The sequence below is a fragment of the Actinomadura rayongensis genome, assembly GCF_009831215.1.
GTDB classification, from domain to species: domain Bacteria; phylum Actinomycetota; class Actinomycetes; order Streptosporangiales; family Streptosporangiaceae; genus Spirillospora; species Spirillospora rayongensis.
In genome coordinates this window covers 1,058,275-1,080,055 of the sequence record NZ_WUTW01000002.1, presented here as the reverse complement: position 1 = coordinate 1,080,055, position 21,781 = coordinate 1,058,275, and the positions used below count along the sequence as shown (strand labels likewise).

Here is a 21,781-nt window from a genome sequence, read left to right as displayed (position 1 = left end):
GTCACATCCGGGGGTCGAGGACGCGGGCGACCGCGCGGGCCGCCGCACCGGCGTCGCCGCGCCCGGCGATGTCGTCGCCCCAGGACCAGACGAAGGCGATCGTCCCGTCGTCGGCGACGCGGGCGCGGACGGTCTCGCTGAGATTGGCCCGCCCTTCCCCGACTCCGGTGACGACGAGGAACGGCATTCCCGTGGCGTGCGGAGCGGACATCTTCCAACGCATTCCGCCGAGCCCGCCGAGGGCGTCGGCGAGACGGTTCAGCGCGACGCGCAGCCGCGCATTACGGACGCCGTCCAGTGCCGGGGATTCGGCGGACGTACCACTGCGGTGATCAGTGGATGAGATTCTCACCGGGCCGCGCCCGGGCGGGGTCGATTTCACCGATCACTCGCCTTCGTCCTCGATCTCCGCCCTTTCTCGGGAGATCCGTCACGGACAAGCGTGTCCGATGTACCCTCCCGTCAGGAAGGCCGAAGACGTGCCGCGAGACAGGAGCAAAAACGTGGCCCGCCCCCCGAAGAAGCTCAGCCCGAACAGGACATATGCCGAACACTACGGGGCTAAGATCCGGACAAACAGGGAGAAAAAAGGCTGGATTCAAGAGGAGCTCGCGCAAAAACTCATCTGCGATACCGCCCAGGTCAGCCGCTACGAGCACGGTCGGCTGATCCCCGACGAGAAGACCGCGAAGATCATCGACATGCTCTTCGAGACGGACTACTTCACCGAGCACCGCGAGGTCGCCGCCGCCAGCCGCATCCCGCCGAACGCCCTGGAACTCGCGAAGTACGAGGCTGAAGCCGGGATGATCCGGGCTTTCTCGCCCTCGGCCGTCATCGGCCTGCTCCAGACTCCGGCCTATGTCAGGGCGCTGGCGAAGGATGCCCTGACCCCGCAGCTCGCCGACGAGGTCGTCGAGGAGCGCGACCGGCGGCAGGAGATTCTCGACGGCGATAATGCCGTCAAGCTCCAGGCGATCATGAGCGAGAGCCTCATTCGCAACCTCGCCCGCGACCCGGATCTGGGTCCGGTACAGATCCAGATGATCCTCGATCGCGCGGATCAGTGGAATGTGCAAGTGCAGCTCGTGGAGCAGTCCAACATCACTTACATCGGACTTGAGTGCGGAATCCACCTCATCGAGCCTCGGAAAAAGGGACCGCTCGTCGCCTGGCAAGACGGAATCGGCAAGTCGGGTCGGATCATCGAGGACGAGGCCGTGATCAAAGATCTGGTCGACGGCTATGATCTCGTCAGGTCAGCGGCGATGCCCGTGACCGACAGCTATCAACTGCTGAAGAAGATCCAGGAGTCCGCGTGACCGAGATCAACCCCCGCAACTGGCGCAAGTCCACCCGCTCCGGCGGCCAGCACGGCAACTGCGTGGAAGCCGGGTCCGACAGCGGCAAGGTGGCGATCCGCGACACGGCCGCCCGCGAAGCAGGCGCGATCACCCTCCCGGCAGCCCACTTCGCCACCCTCCTGGCAGCGGCCCGCACCGGCGCCCTCACCCTCTGACCCCCGGAACACGAACCCCCGCCCCGGCGGGGGTTTCCCCATTCCACCCCCCGGGCACGCCCACCACGACCCGAGGGGAGCCCCCATGCCCACCAACTGGCGCAAATCCACCCACTCCGGCACCGAACACCTCAACTGCGTAGAAGCGGCCTCAATCCCCGGCAAGGTCCACATCCGAGACACCGCAGCCCGCGAAGCAGGCACCATCACCCTCCCCAAAGCCCACTTCGCCACCCTCCTGGCAGCCGCCCGCACCAACGCCCTGACCCCCTGACCGCAATCGGCGCTAGTCGATGGGGTTGCTCTCGTCATCGAGCCAGACGTGTTGTCCTTCGCGGGACACGGTCAGGCCCCAGCGGTCGGCGGTCGGCCGGTCAAGGCGGTCCCACCAGCGATAGGCGGCCTCCACCTCGTCCCACAGGTCCCGGTCGCCCTGCTGGCGGACCTCGAACTTCGCGGCACCGGCCTCGTGGGCGAGGCCGGCCCACGAACCCGACCACGGGTCGATCAGCCACACCGTGTACGAGCCTTCGGCACGGTGCTCGATCACCGGCTTGCACCGGGCCACCCGCAAGCCGACCGCCAGGGACGCGTCGTACTCGCCCATCACGTCATAGGGATGCAGGTCGGTGAACGTGCGACGCGCCCCCGCCGCGTCCCGCACGTCCCGGGCAAGCGACGCCCGTATTCCGCGCTGCTCACGCAACCGCATGAACGCCACGTTCCCGACGATGCGACCCCGCATGACGCCGCCGTGCGCGACCGTGAACGCGACGAGCGCGCCGTTGTGGAAGTCGGTCGCCCACGGCACCAGCACCCGCCCGCCCGGCCGCGTCTGCTCCGCCCAGGCGCACGGCACCTGCTGGGCCGCGACGGTGGCGATCACCCGGTCATAGGGCGCACTCGGCGGATGCCCCGACGCGCCGTCGCCGGTGACCACCGCAACGGGGTGTCCGGTGGCCTCGAGCACCGCACGCGCGCGGTCGGCGACCGCCGGGTCCACCTCCACGCTGGTGACGTTCGCAGCCCCGAGACGTTCGGCCAGCAGCGCGGCGTTCCATCCCGTCCCGGTGCCGATCTCCAGCACCCGCATCCCCGGTTCGGCCTCCAGCCGAGCCAGCATCGACGTCACCACGCCCGGGCGGCTCGCCGAACTGGTGATCTCGTGGCCCACCAGCCCGGGTCCGTCCGGATCGCCGTCGTCCACCTGAGTGATGACCGGCTCGTTGGCATAGCACAGACCCAACCAGGCGTCCTCATCGTCGGCACGGTGGACCGGGACGAGCCGATCGCCGTCCTCCTTCCACACCGTGTCCGGGATGAACAGGTGCCGGGGCACGGCGGACACCGCACCCTGCCATCCAGGTGACAGATCACCGACGCGGACCAGCTCGTCCACCAGACCCGCAAGCCGAGCGGACGCGCTGATCATTCCTTGTCGCCCTTCTCGTGCCGACCGCCGCCGGGCGGGTTCTCGGGGTTCTTGGGCGGGACCGGCCGATCCCACTGCCCGTCACTTTCCTTCTTCTCATCGTGCTTGCCCATGCGACCCTCTCTCCGCCGGAACGACCCGCGACGCGGTGACGGTATGAACGTCCCGGGCCGCGACGGAAGGGAACTTGCTCGAACTTGCTCACGCGTCCAGGGTGGTGAGCGCGTCGGCGATCAGGGCGCGGGCCTCGGCTCCGAACGCCGCGATGGCGGCCAGTTCCTCGAAGGTCTGCACATAAAGCCGCACTTCGTGGAAATCCACGATGTTGAGCTGCGCGGACACCGTCTCGACGAGCACCTCGGCGTCGTCGTAGATCCAGAAGCCTTCGACGGGGTAGAGCGGGCGCTCGGCGTTCATGGGAATGACGCCGAACGTGATGTTGGGCTGGACGGCGATGGTCAGGAGGTGCCCCAGTTGCTCGGCCATCATCTCCGGGGCGCCGATACGCGACCGAAGCGCCGTTTCCTCGACCAGGAACGCGAACCGGCGACCGTGCTCGGCGAGCAGGCGTGTCCGCTCCGCGCGAGCGGCGGCGGCCTCCTCGACGTCCGCGGCGAGCCGGTAGAAGCGGGCCACCACGTCCAAGATCGCTTTTCCGTACGCCGCGGTCTGGCACAGGCCGGGGATGACGCCGGGTTCGTAGACCTTGAAGTGCCGCGTGCGCGACCACAACGGCGTGAAGGAGTCCTGCACGTTGGTCAGGCCGCCGCGCATGGCCCGGCGCCACTCGACGTAGGACTTGTCGGCGCGACGGTTCAGCCGGATCACGCCGTCGGCCTGTTCCTCCGTCCCGCACACGCGGCACCAGGCGCGGATGTCGTCGTCGGAGACGCCCTGCTTCCCTGCTTCGATCTTGGAGACCTTGGACTCGTGCCAGCCGCAGGCCGAGGCGAGCGCGCGTGCGGTCAGCCGGGGAACGACATCGAGCCGCATGTCGCGCAGCCGTCCGGCGACGGCCTCACGCGCCGCCTGAACCGACGATGATGGATGGGCGGCCACTTAGACGTGGTCAGGTGGAACGAGCCCGGACGACATCGATCGCCTCCATGATCTTCGCCATGAGGTGCGGAGTCACCCGCACGGACCCGATGAAGATTAGGCCCACGGCGGCCACTTCCGCGTCGAGTGTGCGCGAACATGCGCACACGGGCGTCACCTCGCTCGCTCCCACCGAACGGCGGCCGGATCGTCGTGTCACCTCGACCGGCCAAAGAGTCGCGTTCGAGGCGTGACGTCGTCCCTCTGCCCGGCGCTTCCGCGCGGTCGGTTAGGGGAGGGGGGCGGGTTCTTGAGGGCGGCGGTGTTCTAGGGCCTCGCGGAGGTGGGCGCGGCCTCGGTGGATGCGGGAGCGGACGGTGCCCATTTTGACGCCGAGGGTTGCCGCGATCTCTTCGTAGGAGAGGCCCTCGATGTCGCAGAGGACGACGGCGGCGCGGTATTCGGGGGCGAGGGAGGCGAGGGCGCGTTCGATGTCGGCGTCTAGGTGGGTCTCGTCGTAGACCTGGGCGGGGGACGGTTCGCGTCCGCGCAGGCGGTCGTCGGCGTCCTCGGCGAGGGCGTCGAAGCGGATCCGCTGGCGGCGGCGGGCGCGGTCGAGGAAGAGGTTCGTGGTGATGCGGTGCAGCCAGCCCTCGAAGGTGCCGGGGGAGTAGGACGCGAGCGAGCGGAAGACCCGGATGAAGACGTCCTGGGTCAGGTCCTCGGCGTCGTGCCGGTCGCCGGTCAGGCGGTACGCCAGCCGGAACACCCGTGTGGAGTGCTCGCGGACGATCTCCTCCCAGGAAGGAGGCGTCCACGCCATCGCGCCTGCGCTCACCGCTACCCCCGTCTGATGCCGAATCGTTACCGCACAGCATGGCGTCTCGTGGATAAGACCGGTGTAAGCGTCCCGGGTTTCCCGGGCATCCCGACGGTTCACGTGGGGTAGTCGAGCTGTGACCCATCTCACGAAGTTGAACTGGACGAGTAATTGAATACATACCGACCGGTATGGATGAATCGGGGGAATCTCGTACTCCACCCCAGATCGCGAGGGCGTTGGCATGGCGTTCAGTTACAACCTGGCCGACCTTCTGGAGATCCTGGCCCACGCGGGTCCCGAGCGTCCGGCACTGGTGGCCGGGAAGGAGCGCCGCACCTACCGCGAGCTGGACGAGCGCGCGAGCCGCGTCGGCCACCACCTGGCGGAGGCCGGGGTGGCGCCGGGCGAGCACGTCGCGATCCTGTCCTACAACCGGGCGGAGTGGCTGGAGGCGATGATCGGGATCTTCAAGATCCGCGCCGTCCCGATCCCGGTGAACTACCGCTACGTGGCGGCCGAGCTGCACCACGTCCTGTCCGACTCGGACGCGGTGGCGCTCGTCGGCGAGCGCTCGCTCCTGGCCCGCGTCGAAGAGATCCGGGACGACCTGCCGAAGCTGCGGCACGTCGTGGTCGTCGAGGACGGCGACAAAACCGACATCGAAGGCGCCGTGGAGTACGAGGCGGCCCTCGCCCAAGCCTCCCCCGAGAACGACTTCCCGCAGCGGTCCAGCGACGACCGCTACATCATGTACACCGGCGGTACGACCGGCTACCCCAAGGGCGTCGAGTGGCGCTGCGAGGACATCTTCTTCGGCGCGCTCGGCGGCGGGAACGTCCTCGGCGACCCGATCGGCAGCCCCGAGGAGATCGCGAAGAACGCCGAGCAGCCCGCGATGGCCGTCCTGGACTGCGCGCCGGTCATGCACGGCGCGGGCCAGTGGGTCGCGTTCATGGGCCTGCTCAGCGGCGCGAAGGTCGTCCTGTACACCGAGCACGCGTTCGACCCGAAAGTGGCGCTGGACCTGCTGGCGCAAGAGCAGGCGAACGTCCTGATGGTCGTCGGGGACGTCATGGCGCGCCCGATCGCCAAGGAACTGGCGAAGGGCGGATACGACACGTCGTCGCTGTTCGCGATCGCGTCCGGCGGCGCCCCGCTCACCGCCGCCGCGAAGGACGCGCTGCAGGCCCACCTGCCGAACGTGATGTTCCTCGACAACTACGGCGCGTCCGAGACGGGCACGACCGGCCCGTCCGTCGGCGGCGCGGAAGGAACCGCCCGGTTCCAGATGAAGCCGGACACGACCGTCCTGGACGACGACCTCAACGCCGTCAAGCCCGGCGAGATCGGCAAACTCGCCCGCAGCGGACACATCCCGCTCGGCTACTACAACGACCCGGTCAAGACGGCGTCAACGTTCTTCACGGACGCCTCCGGCAAGCGCTGGTCGATCCCCGGCGACTTCGCCACGCTGGAGGCGGACGGCACGATCACCCTCCTCGGCCGCGGCTCCCTGATGATCAACACCGGCGGCGAGAAGGTCTACCCCGAAGAGGTCGAGGTCGCGCTGAAGGACCACCCGGACGTCTACGACGCCGTGGTCGTCGGCCTCCCCGACGAGCGGTTCGGGCAGCGCGTCGCGGCCGTCGTCGCGCCCCGCCCCGGCACCAGCCCGACCTTGGACGAGCTGACCGAGCACTGCCGCGGCAGGCTCGCCGGCTACAAACTGCCCCGCCAGATCGTCCTGGTGGACGAGGTGCAGCGCACGGCCGTGGGCAAGTCCGACTACAAATGGGCGCGATCGGTGTTCGCCGGATAGACCGTCAAAAAAGGATTACGCCGGTCAGGACATCCGCCGCCCCCAAGTCGTGCATATAAGGCTCATGGGGGATGAAGGGTCGATACCGCTCGCCCGGCGGTATCGCCTGCTCTCCGTGGTCGGACGCGGAGGCATGGGCACGGTCTGGCGTGCGCACGACGAGATGCTGGACCGCGAGGTCGCCCTCAAAGAGGTGCGGCTGCCCGGCAGGCTCACCGCGGGCGAACGCCGGCTGCTGTGCCGCCGGCTGCTCGGCGAGGCGCGCGCGACGGCGGCGCTCCGCCATCCCGGCGTGGTCGCGATCCACGACGTCGTCATCGAGGACGGACGGCCGTGGATCGTCATGGAGTTCGTCCACGCCCGGTCCCTGCACGAGATCGTCCGGACGGAGGGGCCGCTCCACCCCGTCCGCGCGGCGAAGATCGGCCGGGCCGTCCTGTCGGTGCTGCGCGCCGCGCACGGGGCGGGCATCCTGCACCGCGACGTGAAGCCGAGCAACGTCCTCGTCGGCGACGACGGCCGCGTCTACCTCACCGACTTCGGCCTGGCCACCGACGCGCGCGGCGGCCCGAGCACCGACGAGACGATCGTCGCCGGCATCGAGGGGTCGCCCGCGTTCCTCGCCCCCGAGCGGATCCGCGGCGAGGACGCCGGGGCGGCGGCGGACCTGTGGTCGCTCGGGGTCATGCTCTACACGGCGGTCGAGGGCGTCTCGCCGTACGCACGGCCGCACGCGCTCGCGACGATGGTCGCGGTCCTGCTCGGCGAGCACGCGCCGCCGCGCCGCGCGGGCGCGCTCACCCCGGTGCTCGCGGCGCTCATGTGCCAGGACCCCGCCGACCGGCTGCCCGCGCACGACGTCGACCGGCTGCTCGCGGACGTGGCCCGTCCGCCGCGCCTGGACCCACCCGTCTCGTGGCAGCAGCGGATGCACGTCGGGCTGTCGGCGCGGCGCCCGAGGGCCGGCGCGCTCGCGACCGTCGCAATGTTCGCGGTGCTGGCCGTCGTGCTCGGCGCGTGGACGGCGCGGTGGGACGCGGTGGGGCAGGGCGACGCGGCGCTTCAGTCCGTCCCGGGCGTGACGGGACGCGCGGCGACCTACCACGAGGACGCCGGGTACACGATCGACGTCCCGGCGGGCTGGGAACGGCGCGTGTCCGGCGGCGCGGTCGAGTGGACGGACCGGGCGCACGCGCGGACGCTGCGGATCGTCCCGGCGCGCGGCGACGCCCTCGCGGGACTGCGCCGGGCCGAGCATGCGGCGCTGGCGTCGGGCGGGCTGCCCGGCTACCGGCGGCTGCGCATGACGGCCGTCCCCGGCCTCGGCGGCGCGGCGGCGGCCTGGGAGTTCACCTGGCGCGGACGCGCCGGCGGCACTCCGCCGCTGCACAGCCTGCACAGCCGGATGCCGGGCTACGAGTTCGCCTTCACCGCGCCGGACGACCGGTGGACGCCGGGTCAGCGCGTGTACGACGGGATCCTGCGGACGTTCCGCGCCCGGAACTGAACGGTCAGGTCGTCTGCTGCACGCGCAGCAGGAACTCGGCGTTGGACTTCGTGCCCTTCATCTTCTCCAGGAGCTGCTCGACGGCCTGCTGCCGGTCCAGCCCGGACAGCGCGCGGCGCAGCCGCCAGTTCAGCGCCAGTTCCTCGGGCGTCATGAGCAGTTCCTCGCGGCGGGTGCCGGACGCCTCCAGGTCCACGGCGGGGAACACGCGGCGGTCGGCGAGGCTCCGGTCGAGCTTCAGCTCCATGTTGCCGGTGCCCTTGAACTCCTCGAAGAACACCTCGTCCATGCGGGAGCCGGTCTCGACCAGCGCGGTCGCGAGGATCGTGAGGGAGCCGCCGTTCTCGATGTTGCGGGCGGCGCCGAAGAACTTCTTCGGCGGGTACAGCGCGGTCGTCGCGACGCCGCCCGCGAGGATGCGGCTGCTGGACGGCGCGGCGAGGTTGTACGCGCGGCCGAGCCGGGTGATCGAGTCGAGCAGCATGACCACGTCGTGGCCCTGCTCCACGAGCCGCTTGGCGCGCTCGACGGCCAGCTCGGCGAGGGCGGTGTGCTCCTCGGCCGGACGGTCGAACGTGGAGTGGATGACCTCGCCGTCCACCGTGCGGCGCATGTCGGTGACCTCTTCGGGCCGCTCGTCGATGAGCACGACCATGAGGTGGACGTCCGGCTCGGCCAGCGTGATCGCGGCGGCGAGGGACTGGAGGATCATCGTCTTGCCGACCTTGGGCGGCGACACGATGAGGCCGCGCTGGCCCTTGCCGATCGGCGCCATGAGGTCGATGACGCGGGTCGCGAGCGGCCCGGTGTCCAGGCGCAGCCGCTCGTTGGGGAACAGCGGCGTCAGCGACCCGAACTCGGGACGGTTGGCGGCCTCGCGGGCGGGCAGCCCGTTGACGGTCGTGACGTCGACGAGCGCGTTGACCTTCTCGCGGTTGCCGCGCGGCGGCCGGGCCGTGCCCGCGACGGCGTCGCCGGGACGCAGGTGCGCGGCCTTGACCTGGGCGAGGGAGACGTACACGTCGTCGGGTCCGGGCAGGTAGCCGGACGTCCGGACGAACGCGTGCTTGTCGTGGACGGACAGGATCCCGGTGAACGGGACGACCGGATCGGCGTCGCCGGACGACGCGGCGGGGCGGGCGGTCTGCCGGGGCACCTGCGCGGGCAGGTCCCGCCGGGCGGACACGGTGCGTTCGGGGGAGATGGTGCTGGGCAATGAAGGTCCCTTCTCGGGCGGGAACGGCGTTTCACGTCCCTCCCGGATTCCTTCCCGGATACGGCCGGGTGACCCCCGGCTGTCGGTGGGATGACGATGCGTTGCGCGGCCCGCCGGGTGCGCGGGCGAGCGATGGGGCCGGGTACGCGGATCGCGCGTCGACCGGTACGGGCGCGCAAGGAGAACGGTTCACCGGGCGCTCAGATGGCCCGGACGGGGAAGACGCCTGCGCCGCGCATCCGCGGAAGAACGAAGGCGTCACCTTGACAGTACAGCACGGAACCGGCCCGGTGCATTCCCCGCGCGGTGTGAGATGACCGTCCCGGGGCGGGCGGCGGACGGGCCGGGGCCGCGATCTACGATGGCCGCGAGGGCGTCGTGCACAAGGGGGCGGACATGACCGGTGGGCTGCTGCGCTGTGCCGTGGCCGACGGCGTCGCGACGATCACGATCGACCGGCCGGACAAGCGCAACGCGATGACCGCCGCGATGTGGCGCGAGCTGCCGGGTCTGCTCGCGGTGCTCGCCGCCGACCCCGACGTCCGGGTGCTCGTGCTCACCGGCGCGGGCGGGAACTTCTGCGCGGGCGCCGACATCGCCGAGCTGCCCACGATCAACAAGGGCGAGGGCGCGCACCTGTCCACCCGGGCCGAAGAGGCGCTGGCGGCGTTCCCGAAGCCGACGATCGCCGCGATCGACGGGTACTGCGTGGGCGGCGGCTGCCAGCTCGCCGCGGCCTGCGACCTGCGGTTCGGCACCGGCGACGCCCGGTTCGGCATCACGCCCGCGCGCCTCGGGATCGTCTACCCGGGGACGGCGACGGCGCGGATCGTCCGGCTCATCGGCCCGTCCGCGGCCAAGTACCTGCTCTACTCGGCCGACCTCGTCGACGCCCGGCACGCCCTGCGGATCGGGCTGCTGGACGAGATCGTCCCGGCCGAGGGCCTGACGGCGCGGATCACGGCGTTCGCCGGCACGCTGACGACCCGCTCCCTGCTCACCCAGCGGGCCACGAAGGAGATCGTGGACGCCGTCGCCGCCGGCGAGCCGTTCGGCGACCGCGTCGCGTACTGGCACGACGAGGCCCAGGCGGGCGCCGACGCCCCCGAGGGCGTCGCGGCCTTCCTCGACCGCCGCGCGCCCCGCTTCACCTGGACGTCCCCCCGCGCCTGACCCCCGCCCTCGCGTCCCGCGCCGGGACTGCTGTGCGGGCCGGTGTCAGGCGCGGTCGGCGGCGAGGCCGGGCGCGGCGTCGATGTCCTCGTCCGGCTCGGCGCCGGGGTCCGGGACGGGCCCGGGCGGCAGGTCGCGGAAGCGGGCGGCGGGCAGGCGGTGCAGCCGGGCCGCCGCGTCCTTGGGGTCGGCGAGCGGGTCGGCGGCGTCGTCGCGGCTCAGCTCGGCCAGCGGCAGGACGCCCGCGACGAACTCCTCCGGCGTCCGCGCGACGAGGAACGGGCCGATCTGCGCGCCGCCGGGACCGGCGTCGCGCAGCAGCGCGAGCAGTTCGTGGACCGGGTCGTCGGCGTCGGCGGCGTTCAGCGCGCCGAGCAGCTCGATGAACTCGGCCTCCAGCGCGCGCGGGCTGCGGCCGACCAGGTAGCTGCGGACGTGCCACACGCCGTCCCCGGCCGTGTCGACGGGCGGCAGCGTCAGCTCGGCGCGCAGCCCGTGCCGCAGCGCCAGCCGGTCGAACGCGCGGGTCAGCGCGGGCCGCGCCGGGCCGTCGCCGGACGCGAGCCCGCCCGCGACCGTGTCCGGGGCGTCCGCGCCGAGCGACGCGGCGACCGCGAGGTCCAGGCGCCGCGCCAGGTGCTCGCGGACGGCCGCCATCTCGTCGGTCAGCACGTCCAGCCGCTGTTCGGCCACGACCAGCCGCGCCTCGTCGCTCGCCCGGACGGCCGCGCGCCCGTTGAGGTCGTCGGCGTGGAAGCGCCGCAGCTCGGCGATCTCCTCGGTCGCGAGCGTGAGCCGGCGGCCCAGCTCGGCGACCTCGGGACCGGCCGGGCCGCGCGCCTGCTTCCGGTCGAACGCCAGGTACAGCTCCCTGCCCGCGATGGCCAGGCAGAGCAAAGCCAGGATCACCGTCATCGTGCGCCCTCCCCTGGGCCGCCTCGCCGAACACGGCCCGTTCCCATCGTGCGCCCTCAGCAGCGGAAAGTGGCCCCGAAGCGAGGTGTTGATGTCCTTCGCCGAGCCCCCCGCGCCCGTCGATCCTTGACCGGCTCAGCGGTTCAGGTAGGCGAGCACCGCGAGCACACGGCGGTTGTCGTCGTCCGACACCGCGAGACCCAGCTTGCCGAAGATGTTCGCCGTGTGCTTGGCGACGGCCCGTTCGGTCACGACGAGTTGCTGCGCGATGGCCGCGTTGGAGCGTCCCTGCGCCATCAGCTCCAGCACCTCCAGCTCGCGCGGGGTGAGCCGCGCGACGGGCGTGTCGCGGGTGCCGCGGGCGACGAGCCGGGCGATGACCTCGGGGTCCATCGCGGTGCCGCCGCCCGCGACGCGCCGGACGGCGTCCACGAACTGCGCGGCGTCGAACACGCGGTCCTTGAGGAGGTAGCCGACGGCCCCGGTGCCGTCGGCGAGCAGTTCGCGGGCGTACAGCTGCTCGACGTACTGGGACAGGACGAGCACGGGCAGCCCCGGAATCCGCCGCCGCGCCTCCAGGGCGGCCTGGAGGCCCTCGTCGGTGAAGGACGGCGGCAGCCGCACGTCCACCACCGCGACGTCCGGACGGTGCTCGACCAGCGCCTTCAGCAGCGACGGCCCGTTGTCCACGGCGGCGAGGATCGTGCAGCCGTGCGCTTCGAGCAGGCTGACCAGGCCCTCCCGCAGGAGGGCCAGGTCTTCGGCGAGGACGACGCGCATCAGGTCAGGCGAGGGTGCTCAGGCCGCACGGCAGCTCCAGGGTGACGACGGTCGGACCGCCGGGCGGGGAGTTCAGGGCGAGCACGCCGTCGAAGGCGCCGATGCGGCGCTCGATGCCGCGCAGCCCGGTCCCGCCGTCGAGGGACGCGCCGCCGTGCCCGTCGTCGGTCACCGAGATCCGCAGCGCGCCGCCGGTGTGCCGCAGGTCGATCCAGACGCGGGACGCGCCGGAGTGCTTGGCGGCGTTCGTCAGGATCTCCGCGACGGCGAAGTACGCGGCCGACTCGACCGGCGCGTCGGGCCGTCCGGGCAGGTCGGCGGTCACCTCCACGCTCAGCGGGTGGTCCAGGGCGAGGGCGCGGACGGCGTCGGCGACGCCCCGGTCGGCGAGCACCGGCGGGTGGATGCCGCGCACGAGGTCGCGCAGCTCGGCGAGCGCCTGCGCCGAGGACTCGCGGGTGCGGGCCAGCAGCTGCCGCGCCTTTTCCGGGTCCCGGTCGAGCAGGTGCTCGATCGCGCCGAGGCTCATGCCCATCGCGACGAGCCGGGCCTGCGCGCCGTCGTGCAGGTCGCGCTCGATGCGGCGGAGTTCGGCGGCGGACGCGTCCACGGCGTCCGACCGGGTCTCGGTGAGCTGCTTGACGCGGAGCTTGAGCTTCGACGCCTCGGTCGGGCCGAGCAGCGCGGCGCCCCAGCGGCCGTAGGCGCGCAGCAGTGCCGGACCGAACGCGAAGCCGAGCACGATGAGGACGGTACCGAGCGTGGCCGTACCGATCCGCAGCGCCGAGTCGTCGCCGAACCCGTCGGTGACGTGGATGAACAGGTACCAGTCGTTGCCGCCGTACCGGGTGAGGAGGTCCCCGGCGAAGCCCGCGAGCAGCCAGCCCCAGACGCCCTCGATGATCAGCAGGCCGGGGAGCCCGGCGGTGAAGATGGCCACGATCGGGTCGGCGGCCATCCACAGCACGTCCCGCCACGTCGCCGGGTCCTGGAGCAGACGGAGGAAACGCCGGGGGATCGGTTCACCGGGCGCGTCCGGCAGGTACGGACGTTCGATGGCGGTGCCCGTGACGGCGGAGATCCGACGTCGGTACACGTCCATCAGGCCGCGCACCGCGATCGTCAGCGGCGGGACGAGCAGCACGCCGAGCCCGAGGCCCGTGAGCCCGAGCGCCGTCAGGTACGCGCAGTAGAGCAGGCACGTCGGCACGCCCAGGAGCAGGAACCCGAGCCCCTGCCAGGGCGCGCGCAGCCGGGTGAGCGGGCGCTCGATGTCCACTTCGTCCTCCTGGAGCTTGACTATAGGTCCAGTTTTGAGGACGTCGACGGAACGCACAGTGCGCCCGCACCCCGAACCGGGGGTGTACCTAGATGCACCCTTCTAGAGGGTGGTGAACACGAGCCCGCGCTTCTTCAGCTTGGGGATGACCGTCTTCAGCGCGGACAGCGTCTGCGAGCGGTCGCCGCCGCCGTCGTGGCAGAGCAGGATGCTGTTCGCCTTGGCGCTGAGCAGCGTCCTGCGGATGTGCCCGACGCCCGGACGGGACCAGTCGCGCGGGTCCACCGACCAGTCGAGCGGCAGCATGTCGTACTCGGCGATCATCTCGTAGACCGCCTTGGACCAGCCGCCGCCGGGCGCGCGGAACACCGTCGGCACGATCCCGGCGACCTGCGCGATCTTGTCGTGCGTGTGGGCGATCTCCCGGCGGAGCCGCTTCTCCGGCAGGCCGGGAAGGTTGGGGTGCGTCCAGGTGTGGTTGCAGATCTGGTGCCCGGCCGCCGCGACCCGCTGGACGATCTTCGGGTACTCGTCCACCTGCTCGCCGATCATGCAGAAGCTCGCCTTGACGTCGTGCTCGGCGAGCAGGTCGAGCACGCGCGGCGTCCAGGACGGGTGCGGGCCGTCGTCGATCGACAGCGCGATCGAGTTGGGCGGCGGCGCCGGGGTGAGCTGGTTCAGGTAGTAGACCGGGCGCTGCGTCGTGGTGAGGGGTGTGGACGTCCACGACGCCGGACGCGGCTTCGGCACCGGTTTGGGCTTGGGCGTCGAGGACGGGTGCAGGACCGGACGCGGACGCGGTCCCGGCACGAGCGGCGGCGCGGCGATGCGCCCGGCGTTCACGCGCGCGGCGTCGGCGCCGAAGGCGGCCAGCCCCGCGGCGCCGCCCAGCAGCAGCAGCGCGCGGCGCCGGGTCGGACGGTTGTGCTCACTTTCCCCCACAGCCCCCACGGTAGTGGGGTTCGCCGGGGTTGCGGAGCCTAAAACCCGCCCCATTCGACATGTGTGCAGGTTGAAGGCCCTCGATAGCCATAAATATGACGACTTGACCTGGAGTCGGCTCCAGCTCCTACCGTGGGACGGATGAGCGAAGCACCCGTCACCCTCATCACCGGCGGCTCGGCCGGCATCGGCGCGAGCATCGCCCGGAGCCTGCTGGACCGCGGCCACCGCGTCGCCGTCACGGGGCGCGGCGCCGAGCGCCTGGAGCGGTTCGCGAAGGACGCCGGGTCGCCGGACGCGCTGCTGACCCTCCCGGGCGACGCCGCCGACCACACCGCCGTCCGCGCGGCCGTCGACACGACTCTTGAACGGTTCGGACGGCTCGACAACGCCGTCGCGAACGCCGGGTTCTCCGTCGAGGGGAACCTCGCGACCGGCGATCCGGCCACCTGGGAGGCGATGGTCCTGACCAACGTCCTCGGCCCGATGCTGCTGGTCAACGCGGCCCTGCCCGCGCTTAAGTCCACGCGCGGCCGGATCGTGCTCGTGGGGAGCGTCGCCGGGTACACGAATCGTCCGGGCAATGTGTACGGCGCCACCAAGTGGGCGATCACCGGGCTGGCCGAGAACACGCGCCGCCTGGTCACCGGCGACGGCGTCGGCGTCACGCACATCGCGCCCGGCCGCGTGGACACCGACTTCTGGACGGCCGCCGGCGGCGCCCCCGAAGGCGCGTACCTGTCCGCGCAGCAGATCGCGGACGCCGTCGTGTGGGCGCTCGCGCAGCCCGCGGGCGTGGACGTCAACACGGTCGTGATCCGCCCGATCGGCCAGGACGTCTAGCCCCGCGCGCGCCGACCGGCCGGACGCCCGCGCCGCCGGGCGGTGACCGGGCGCCCGCGCCGCAGGGCGGTGACCGGACGCCCGCGCGGACGGCCGTCTAGCCGTGGACCAGCGAGCGGACGTGCGCGGTGATCGGCCGGTGCAGTTCGGGGAGGGCGGCGTACCGGCCGGTCGCGACGCGGGCGCTGACCAGGCTCGCGATGCCGCCGATCAGCATCCGGCACGCGAACGCCGGGTCGGGCAGGCCGCGCCACCGCTCGTCGGCGAGCAAGACCGGCGACACCAGCGCCACGAACTGGCCCTGCACCACCGACCGGCGCGCGGCGGCGGCCGGCCCGGCGGCCTGCACTTCCACCAGGTAGACGCGGGCGCGCGGCCCGTCCTCGGCCAGTTCCGCCAGGTACGCGGCGAGCGCGCGGTCGAAGCGGTCGAGCGGGGGGCCGTCGGCGGCGACGGCGTGGGCGACGACGTCCAGGATCCGGTCGGCGGCCCGCTGGTAGGCGGCCAGGAAGCACGCCTGCTTGTCGGCGAAGTGCTCGTAGAACGTCTCGCGCGACACGCGGGCGCGCTTCAGCACCTCGGCGACCGAGCACGCCGCGTACCCCTTCTCGGCGACGATCTCCGTCATGCCCTGGAAGAGGCGTTCGCGCTGGGACTCCGCGACCTGCGCACGGGTCAGGTGGTGCCGCCCGCGCGGCAGCGGCCCGTAGTCCACGGCGCACAACGTACCAACCGGCGGGTGCCGTCTCCCACATTGCGAACACCGATGTACGCAGAAGTGTTACGGTCGACGCGCGCGGACGGGCCCGGCGCGGCGGGCGAGCGGTCCGGCGGTACGCCACGGGGGCCGAGCCGTCCGGCGACTCGCGCGCCGACCCCGCCGCCGGGCCACATCCCCCGGCGCGCCGGTCATGTCATGACTTCTCCGGCGGGTGCCCGCGCCGTTCGGCGAGCGCGTCCAGCCACTGCTGGAGCAGCGCCGTCTCGGCCGAGCTGAGGGCGCCGGACGGTTCGGCGCGGAGCAGGGCGCCGAGCGTCGTCGCGACGGACGGCACCGGGGATTCGGGCGCGTCGTGCACCGGCGCGTCCGCCGGCCGGGTGACGGCGTCGATGACGGCGTCGCGGACGAGGTCGGAGAACGCCGGGTCGGGATAGAACGCGGGCCGGGCGATCAACGACAGCGCGACCCCGGTGTTCGCCGACATGATCACCTGGGTGGCCGTCGCGGGGGCGACGCGGAGCCGTCCGGCCGCCGCGCAGCGCTCGACCGTCGCGCGGAGCAGCCCGAACGCCTCGGCGGCGGCTCCGGGCGGCACGGTCAGGCCGGGCGAGTACATCAGCCGGTACTGGTTGGGGTTCTCCAGCGCGTACTGGACGTGGTTCGTCCATCCGTCGCGCAGGTCCTGCACGGGGTCGTCGCTCGGCCGCGTCGCGCGCTTGGCGGCGAGGTAGTCCTCGAACCCGTGGTCCACGACGGCGGCCAGGAGGCCGGCCTTGTCGCCGAACAGCCGGTACAGCATGGGCGCGCCGACGCCGGCCGCCTCGCAGACGGCGCGGGTGGACACGTCCGCGTCCGGCGACGCGACGAGCAGGTCCGTCGCCGCCTGCAAGATCCGTTCCCGCACGTCCATGCCCCCATCGTAGCGATGTTCCCGATCGTCCGCTAGCGATGCTACGGTTTCGGTGTTACTCTCGCTTACATCAGAGTGTTAGCGGCGATTTCGAAGGAGATCATCGTGGCTGTGGAGACCACGCGCGCGGCCGTCGTCACCGGCGGATCGCGCGGCATCGGGCGCGCCGTGGCGCGGCGGCTCGCGGCGGACGGCCTCGCGGTCGCCGTCGGCTACACGAGCCGGGAGGACGCGGCGGCGTCGGCGGTCGCGGAGATCCGCGCGGCCGGGGGCGCGGCGGTCGCCGTCCGCGCCGACGTGGCCGAAGAAGAGCAGGTCGCGGCGCTGTTCGACACGGCCGAGCGCGAGTTCGGGGGCGTGGACGTCGTCGTCAACGCGGCGGGCCGGATGGTCCTGGCGCCCGTCGCCGAACTGGACCTCGACGCGCTCGACGCCCTGCACCGGACCAACATCCGCGGCGCGTTCGTCGTGAGTCAACAGGGGGCGCGCCGCGTCCGGACGGGCGGGACGATCGTCAACTTCTCGACGTCCGTGCTCGGCCTCTCGACACCGGGCTACGGCGCCTACGCGGCGAGCAAGGGCGCCGTCGAGGCGCTGACGCTGATCCTCGCCCGCGAACTGCGCGGACGCGACGTGACCGTCAACACGGTCGCGCCCGGCCCGACCGCCACCGACCTGTTCCTCGACGGCAAGGACGACAGGACGATCGCCGCACTCGCGGCCCTGTCCCCGCAGGACCGCCTGGGAACACCGGAGGACATCGCCGCGGTGGTCGCCTTCCTGGCCGGTCCCGACGGCCGCTGGGTGAACGGCCAGGTGCTCCGCGCCAACGGCGCCGTCGTCTGACCGGCCGCGGACACCGGCCTCTCGACCCCCGGAAGGTTCGACCGTCCAGAAAGGAGGTCCGCTACGGGCGCGGAAGGTAGGCGGTGCGCCGGTGGGCGCGTGCTGCCATCAGGTGGGGCAGCCGGTGGGCGTGGCGGGGGTGCATGCGGCGTTCGGCCTCGGCGGCGTTCAGGAAGGAGTAGTCGGCGATCTCGTCGGCCTGCGGGGTGATGGAGTCCGGGTCGAGGACGGTGCCGCCGTCGAAGACCAGGTAGAGCATGGTGCGCAGCCGAGTCTCGTCGGCGGGGACGAAGTCGAGCAGCAGCAGGTCCCCGGCGCGGCGGTCCAGGCCCAGTTCCTCGGCGATCTCGCGTTCGCACGTCCGGTGCGGAGGTTCGCCCTCCTCGGCGACGCCGCCCGGCAGGCCCCAGTCGGCGCGGTAGTGCGTCTTGACCAGCAGGATCCGGTCGCGGGCGTCGGTGAGGAGCATCCCGGCCGCCAGATAACAGTTCGGCAGTTCGGCGTACCACTGGGCGGGATCGACCCAGGCGCTCATGCGAGTGGTCCGTGGAGCGGGGCTGCCGGCTGCGGCGTGAGATCGGCGCGGTGATCGACCATGTCCTCTGTCTTAGAACAGAACCCGCTCCGGCGGGGTGGTACCGGAGCGGGTGGTCGGGGTGCGGCGGGGACTCAGCGGTTCTTGGCGGCGGTGGTCGTCAGTTTCGGGAGGAAGGTGTTCGCGATGACCTGGTGACCGGCCGGGTTGGCGTGGATGTCGCGGTAGCTCGTGCACATCCACGTCCACTGGCAGATCCGCGCGACGTTGCGCGGCACCGTGCCGAGGCCCGGGAGCGCCACGGCGTCGCCGAAGTCGTTGTTGGCGAAGGCCGTCGCGACGTCGGCCGTCGCGAAGCCCGTCGCGTCGTCGTCTCCGGTGATCACGGCGCTGAGGACGTTGTTGAGCACGGCCGATCCGGCGGCGACGGCCTGCGTCGTCCCGCCCTGGAGCCAGCCCGCCAGCATCGGGTCGTAGTAGGTCATGCCGACGTAGCGCGGCGCGGCGCCGCCCGCGTCGTGCAGCGCGCGGTTGATCGTCAGGATGTCCGAGCCGAGGGAGAAGATGCCCGAGACCAGGCACATGAGGTCCAGGCCGCCGGACGGCAGGCACCTGTCGACATTGTTGGCGCCGATGTCCTCGGTGACGTACCTGACCTGGCCGGGGTGGGCGCGCAGGAACTTCACGGCCGCGTCGAGCTGGGACGTCGCGCCGTCGTAGGCGCAGATCCCGCCCTTGATCATGCTCTGCGTGGTCTCGCCGCTGCACCCCAGCCGGATGTGCTGCAGGTTCGGGTCGGACTTCTTGAGCGTCGCGTACAGCAGGTCGGTGTAGGAGACGTTCACGTCCGTGCGGACGTCCGGCTGGTAGCCCGCCGCGAGCGAGTCGCCGAGCGACACGTAGTACGTCGGCTCGGCCGCCGACGCAGCCGAGGCGCCGGCGGTGACCAGCGTGCACGCGGTGAGCGCGGCCCCGGCGGCGCGCGTCAGACGGCGGAGGACCGAAGGCCCGACGCGGTCTGAAGGGGAACGCTGGAGACGCGGCACGCGGGTCCCTTTCGGTCAAACGTGAAGGTGTTGCACGTTGTCTTGTACTCTCCCGCCCGCTCCCCGGCAACCCCCCGTGCACGGTTGCGCCACATTTCTGTCACCTTGGTCGCTCTCCGTCACGGCGGTGACGAGAACGAGTGGTCGCCGCACGCCCGGCCAGCTCATCCGCGCGTCCCGCGTGCGTCCGCCGGAGTGATGTCGGGGTCGGCGGCGGAGTCGAGGCTCCGCCGCCGACCCCCTTTTCAGGCGCGGCGGGAGCGGCGTAGGTAGGTCGCGCCTGCGGCGAGGGCCGCGAGGACGGCTGCGCCGAGGCCGATCCAGAGCCAGCCGGCCGAACTCGTCCCCTGCCGCGCGGCCGTGGACGGCGTCGCGGCGGGGGCGGAGGTCGGCGCCGCGCCGGAACCGCTCACCCGGAACGTGAAGGAGCCGCTGATCGGGTGGCCGTCGGGAGAGACGACGCGCCAGCCGACCGTGTAGACCCCGCCGGGCAGTCCGGTGCGGACCGCCTGCGTGACCGTCGCGTCGACGGCGTGCGGCGGCCCCACCTGGACGCGGACGCCGTCCGGGCCGGTCACGACCACGCGCGGGACCAGGATCGGGTCCGCGTAGGTGAGGGTGACCCGGCCCGGGTCGGCGACGGTCGCGCCGGCGCGCGGGCTCGTCGACCGCAGCGCCGTGTGCGCCGACGCGGGGGTCGCCGGAACCGCGAGCAGCACGCCGCCCGCCGCGACCAACGCGGCGATCCGTGAGCGGACGGTCGTCATGCCCGGCTCCGCGACCGGGTCAGCGCGAACACGCCCGTGCCGACGCCGAGCACCCCGGCGACGAGCCCGAGGCCGCCGAGCAGACGCGCCGTGTCATCGTCCGTCCCGTCGTCGGAGTCGGACGGCGTCGCGGCGGCGGCGGGCGTCGCCGAGCCCTGGGCGACGAGCGTCACCGAGGGCGCCGGATGCTCGGGCTCGGCGGCCCCGCCGGGCGTCTGGTCCCACTTCACGACCTCGCCGCCCGTGTACGTCTGCTCGGACGGGAACAGCAGGCGGTCGGTGTCGGTGGGCAGCGGCCCGAGCGAGACGTCGAACTCCTCGAACTGCCCGGGGTCGATCTTGCCGCCCGTCCAGGTGATGGTCGAGGGAGCCTTCGTGAGCTGCGTCCCCTCGACGGTGACGGGCTTGGGCAGCGGGGCCTCCTCGACCTTCGCCGTCCAGCCCGGGACGGGACGCACCGACACCGACGTGATCGGGTGGTCCTGCGGCAGGTGGACGACGAGCTTGACGGTCGACGCGTCGTCCCGCTCGTTCGGCACCCGGAAGCTGATCTTGGTGTAGCCGCCCTTGTCGGCGGTGCGGGGGTTGGCGGTGACGTGCGCGGACGCGGCCGGGCCGAGGCCGAGCACGGCGACGGCGGCGAGCCCCGCCACAAGGGTGATCCGGCGAACCGGCATGGTGTTGCTCCGTTTCGAGACGTGCGAAGAAAGCCCGGCGCCGAAAGCGGCCCCGGGTGACGTGAACGGCGCTCAGCCGAGCGCCCTCGAAACGGACGGCGGTCCCCGCCGGACCACCTCGTGCCGCAGCACGTGCACCGCCGGACGCGGCCGGACGGCCGGAACCGGACGCGCGACCACCGGACCCACCGGGCGCGGAAGCACGAGGAGCAGCCGCGCGGGCCGTCCCGCGAGCCGCCGCGCGAGGCCCCACACGGCGCGTTCGCCCCGCCGCAGCCACCACGCCGCCACGAGCGCCGCGCCGACGTGCGCGAACGTCATCCACGAACCGGAGTGGTGCTCGACGGGAACCGGGACGGTCGCCGGATGATGCATCAGCATTCCCGGCTGCGACGACCCGCTGAACAGGCAGTGCAGCAAGTACTGCCCGCCGAGCAGCACGCCGGTGATCGTCACGAGCGACCGCTCGCGTCCGGCCAGCGCGAACCCGAGCAGCAGCGACCCGCCGAACCCCGCCAGGACCGCCGCGACGGGCACCGCGCACGCCGACGCGAGCGCGTGCCCGCAGACCGCGAGCGCCGTGCACACGGTCGCGAAGACGACCGCGCGGGCGGCGCGCGACGACGGGACGGCGGCGGACGGACTCATCTCGCCGACCATCGTAGAGCCGCCGCCCACGACGTGACGCACCCCCCAACACTCCCTACATGTGGGACGTATGCAAAGCCGATCAACTAGATGTAGGGTCGTGGCCCGTGCTGGTTCGTCCCCGGCCGGAAACGGCCGGGGACGTCGCAAGAGGGAACCCGGTGTGATTCCGGGACTGCCCCGCAGCGGTGAGCGGGAACGACCGCCGTCACAGAGCACTGGACCCCGCTCGGGGGCCGGGAAGCGACGGCCACTAGGCCGCACCGAACAGGTGCGACGCCCGCGAGTCCGAAGACCTGCCAGTACGACGGGAACGTCCAGGCTTCGCGGGAGGGCCGGGCGCGG

General features: G+C 72.3%; 23 protein-coding genes, 1 pseudogene and 1 riboswitch. Of the genes and pseudogenes, 8 read left to right on the top strand and 16 right to left on the bottom strand.

The window, feature by feature from the left end:
- Position 1 precedes the first annotated feature (1 nt).
- Positions 2-352 (bottom strand): hypothetical protein, encoded by a 351-nt coding sequence (locus tag GQ466_RS14290; RefSeq protein ID WP_161103330.1) that lies wholly within the window; start codon positions 350-352, stop codon positions 2-4.
- A 151-nt stretch (positions 353-503) separates the two neighbouring features.
- Between GQ466_RS14290 and GQ466_RS14285 the strand changes: the two genes are divergently transcribed.
- The 3 genes from GQ466_RS14285 (at position 504) to GQ466_RS14275 (ending at position 1,793) form a co-directional block, all read left to right on the top strand.
- The gene (locus GQ466_RS14285; protein WP_337193467.1) at positions 504-1,322 is read left to right on the top strand and encodes a helix-turn-helix domain-containing protein; all 819 of its coding nucleotides are present in this window, start codon (positions 504-506) and stop codon (positions 1,320-1,322) included.
- On the top strand, positions 1,319-1,519 hold the full coding sequence (locus tag GQ466_RS14280) for a DUF397 domain-containing protein (protein ID WP_161103329.1): 201 nt from the start codon (positions 1,319-1,321) through the stop codon (positions 1,517-1,519). Before GQ466_RS14285 ends, GQ466_RS14280 begins: the two co-directional genes overlap by 4 nt.
- Positions 1,520-1,604: 85 nt before the next feature.
- Positions 1,605-1,793, top strand: coding sequence for a DUF397 domain-containing protein (locus GQ466_RS14275; RefSeq protein WP_161103328.1), 189 nt, complete (start codon positions 1,605-1,607; stop codon positions 1,791-1,793).
- Positions 1,794-1,805: 12 nt separating this feature from the next.
- On the opposite strand, the gene GQ466_RS14270 is transcribed toward GQ466_RS14275, so the two are convergent.
- The 3 genes from GQ466_RS14270 to sigE form a co-directional block, all read right to left on the bottom strand.
- Positions 1,806-2,951: a methyltransferase domain-containing protein gene (locus GQ466_RS14270; protein WP_161103327.1), complete on the bottom strand. Its 1,146-nt coding sequence runs from the start codon at positions 2,949-2,951 to the stop codon at positions 1,806-1,808.
- Between the two features lie 201 nt (positions 2,952-3,152).
- Positions 3,153-4,010: a Scr1 family TA system antitoxin-like transcriptional regulator gene (locus tag GQ466_RS14265; protein WP_337193466.1), complete on the bottom strand. Its 858-nt coding sequence runs from the start codon at positions 4,008-4,010 to the stop codon at positions 3,153-3,155.
- Positions 4,011-4,278: 268 nt separating this feature from the next.
- Complete coding sequence (gene sigE / locus GQ466_RS14260) at positions 4,279-4,812, bottom strand: RNA polymerase sigma factor SigE (RefSeq protein ID WP_161103902.1); 534 nt, start codon at positions 4,810-4,812, stop codon at positions 4,279-4,281.
- 241 nt (positions 4,813-5,053) lie between these two features.
- On the opposite strand from sigE, the gene GQ466_RS14255 reads away from it, so the two are divergent.
- Together GQ466_RS14255 and GQ466_RS14250 are read left to right on the top strand one after the other, a co-directional pair.
- Positions 5,054-6,631: an acyl-CoA synthetase gene (locus GQ466_RS14255; RefSeq protein ID WP_161103325.1), complete on the top strand. Its 1,578-nt coding sequence runs from the start codon at positions 5,054-5,056 to the stop codon at positions 6,629-6,631.
- A 64-nt stretch (positions 6,632-6,695) separates the two neighbouring features.
- A complete protein-coding gene (locus GQ466_RS14250) occupies positions 6,696-8,138 on the top strand; it encodes a serine/threonine-protein kinase (RefSeq protein ID WP_272917985.1) in 1,443 nt (480 codons plus the stop codon).
- Between the two features lie 4 nt (positions 8,139-8,142).
- On the opposite strand, the pseudogene rho reads toward GQ466_RS14250, so the two are convergent.
- A pseudogene (rho, locus tag GQ466_RS14245) lies at positions 8,143-9,315 on the bottom strand (transcription termination factor Rho); the annotation flags it as partial.
- A gap of 435 nt (positions 9,316-9,750) precedes the next feature.
- Between rho and GQ466_RS14240 the strand changes: the two are divergent.
- On the top strand, positions 9,751-10,527 hold the full coding sequence (locus GQ466_RS14240; protein ID WP_161103323.1) for an enoyl-CoA hydratase/isomerase family protein: 777 nt from the start codon (positions 9,751-9,753) through the stop codon (positions 10,525-10,527).
- A 45-nt stretch (positions 10,528-10,572) separates the two neighbouring features.
- Here GQ466_RS14240 and GQ466_RS14235 read toward each other — a convergent pair whose 3' ends face one another.
- The 4 genes from GQ466_RS14235 to GQ466_RS14220 form a co-directional block, all read right to left on the bottom strand.
- Positions 10,573-11,442: a hypothetical protein gene (locus tag GQ466_RS14235; protein ID WP_161103322.1), complete on the bottom strand. Its 870-nt coding sequence runs from the start codon at positions 11,440-11,442 to the stop codon at positions 10,573-10,575.
- Between the two features lie 135 nt (positions 11,443-11,577).
- The gene (locus tag GQ466_RS14230) at positions 11,578-12,222 is read right to left on the bottom strand and encodes a response regulator transcription factor (RefSeq protein ID WP_161103321.1); all 645 of its coding nucleotides are present in this window, start codon (positions 12,220-12,222) and stop codon (positions 11,578-11,580) included.
- Between the two features lie 4 nt (positions 12,223-12,226).
- Complete coding sequence (locus GQ466_RS14225; protein WP_337193465.1) at positions 12,227-13,558, bottom strand: sensor histidine kinase; 1,332 nt, start codon at positions 13,556-13,558, stop codon at positions 12,227-12,229.
- Between the two features lie 45 nt (positions 13,559-13,603).
- Complete coding sequence (locus GQ466_RS14220; protein WP_337193464.1) at positions 13,604-14,443, bottom strand: polysaccharide deacetylase family protein; 840 nt, start codon at positions 14,441-14,443, stop codon at positions 13,604-13,606.
- Positions 14,444-14,584: 141 nt separating this feature from the next.
- On the opposite strand from GQ466_RS14220, the gene GQ466_RS14215 reads away from it, so the two are divergent.
- Positions 14,585-15,286, top strand: coding sequence for an SDR family oxidoreductase (locus GQ466_RS14215; RefSeq protein WP_161103319.1), 702 nt, complete (start codon positions 14,585-14,587; stop codon positions 15,284-15,286).
- A 97-nt stretch (positions 15,287-15,383) separates the two neighbouring features.
- Here the strand turns inward: GQ466_RS14215 and GQ466_RS14210 are convergent, their stop codons facing one another.
- Complete coding sequence (locus GQ466_RS14210; protein WP_161103318.1) at positions 15,384-16,001, bottom strand: TetR family transcriptional regulator; 618 nt, start codon at positions 15,999-16,001, stop codon at positions 15,384-15,386.
- Between the two features lie 199 nt (positions 16,002-16,200).
- Positions 16,201-16,917, bottom strand: coding sequence for a TetR/AcrR family transcriptional regulator (locus GQ466_RS14205; protein WP_161103317.1), 717 nt, complete (start codon positions 16,915-16,917; stop codon positions 16,201-16,203).
- Positions 16,918-17,022: 105 nt separating this feature from the next.
- Here GQ466_RS14205 and GQ466_RS14200 point away from each other — a divergent pair, with 105 nt between their 5' ends.
- The gene (locus GQ466_RS14200) at positions 17,023-17,763 is read left to right on the top strand and encodes an SDR family oxidoreductase (RefSeq protein ID WP_337193463.1); all 741 of its coding nucleotides are present in this window, start codon (positions 17,023-17,025) and stop codon (positions 17,761-17,763) included.
- A 61-nt stretch (positions 17,764-17,824) separates the two neighbouring features.
- Here the strand turns inward: GQ466_RS14200 and GQ466_RS14195 are convergent, their stop codons facing one another.
- From GQ466_RS14195 to GQ466_RS14175, 5 genes are all read right to left on the bottom strand, one after another.
- Positions 17,825-18,298, bottom strand: a complete 474-nt coding sequence (locus tag GQ466_RS14195) for an NUDIX domain-containing protein (protein ID WP_202420425.1) — start codon at positions 18,296-18,298, stop codon at positions 17,825-17,827.
- Between the two features lie 134 nt (positions 18,299-18,432).
- Entirely contained in the window at positions 18,433-19,344 is a 912-nt protein-coding gene (locus GQ466_RS14190) for an SGNH/GDSL hydrolase family protein (RefSeq protein ID WP_337193462.1), read from the bottom strand.
- A 245-nt stretch (positions 19,345-19,589) separates the two neighbouring features.
- The gene (locus GQ466_RS14185) at positions 19,590-20,111 is read right to left on the bottom strand and encodes a copper resistance CopC family protein (protein WP_161103316.1); all 522 of its coding nucleotides are present in this window, start codon (positions 20,109-20,111) and stop codon (positions 19,590-19,592) included.
- A complete protein-coding gene (locus GQ466_RS14180; RefSeq protein ID WP_161103315.1) occupies positions 20,108-20,788 on the bottom strand; it encodes a YcnI family copper-binding membrane protein in 681 nt (226 codons plus the stop codon). Before GQ466_RS14180 ends, GQ466_RS14185 begins: the two co-directional genes overlap by 4 nt.
- A 72-nt stretch (positions 20,789-20,860) precedes the next feature.
- Complete coding sequence (locus GQ466_RS14175) at positions 20,861-21,436, bottom strand: hypothetical protein (RefSeq protein WP_161103314.1); 576 nt, start codon at positions 21,434-21,436, stop codon at positions 20,861-20,863.
- Between the two features lie 97 nt (positions 21,437-21,533).
- Positions 21,534-21,754, top strand: a riboswitch (cobalamin riboswitch).
- The last annotated feature ends 27 nt before the right edge of the window (positions 21,755-21,781 follow it).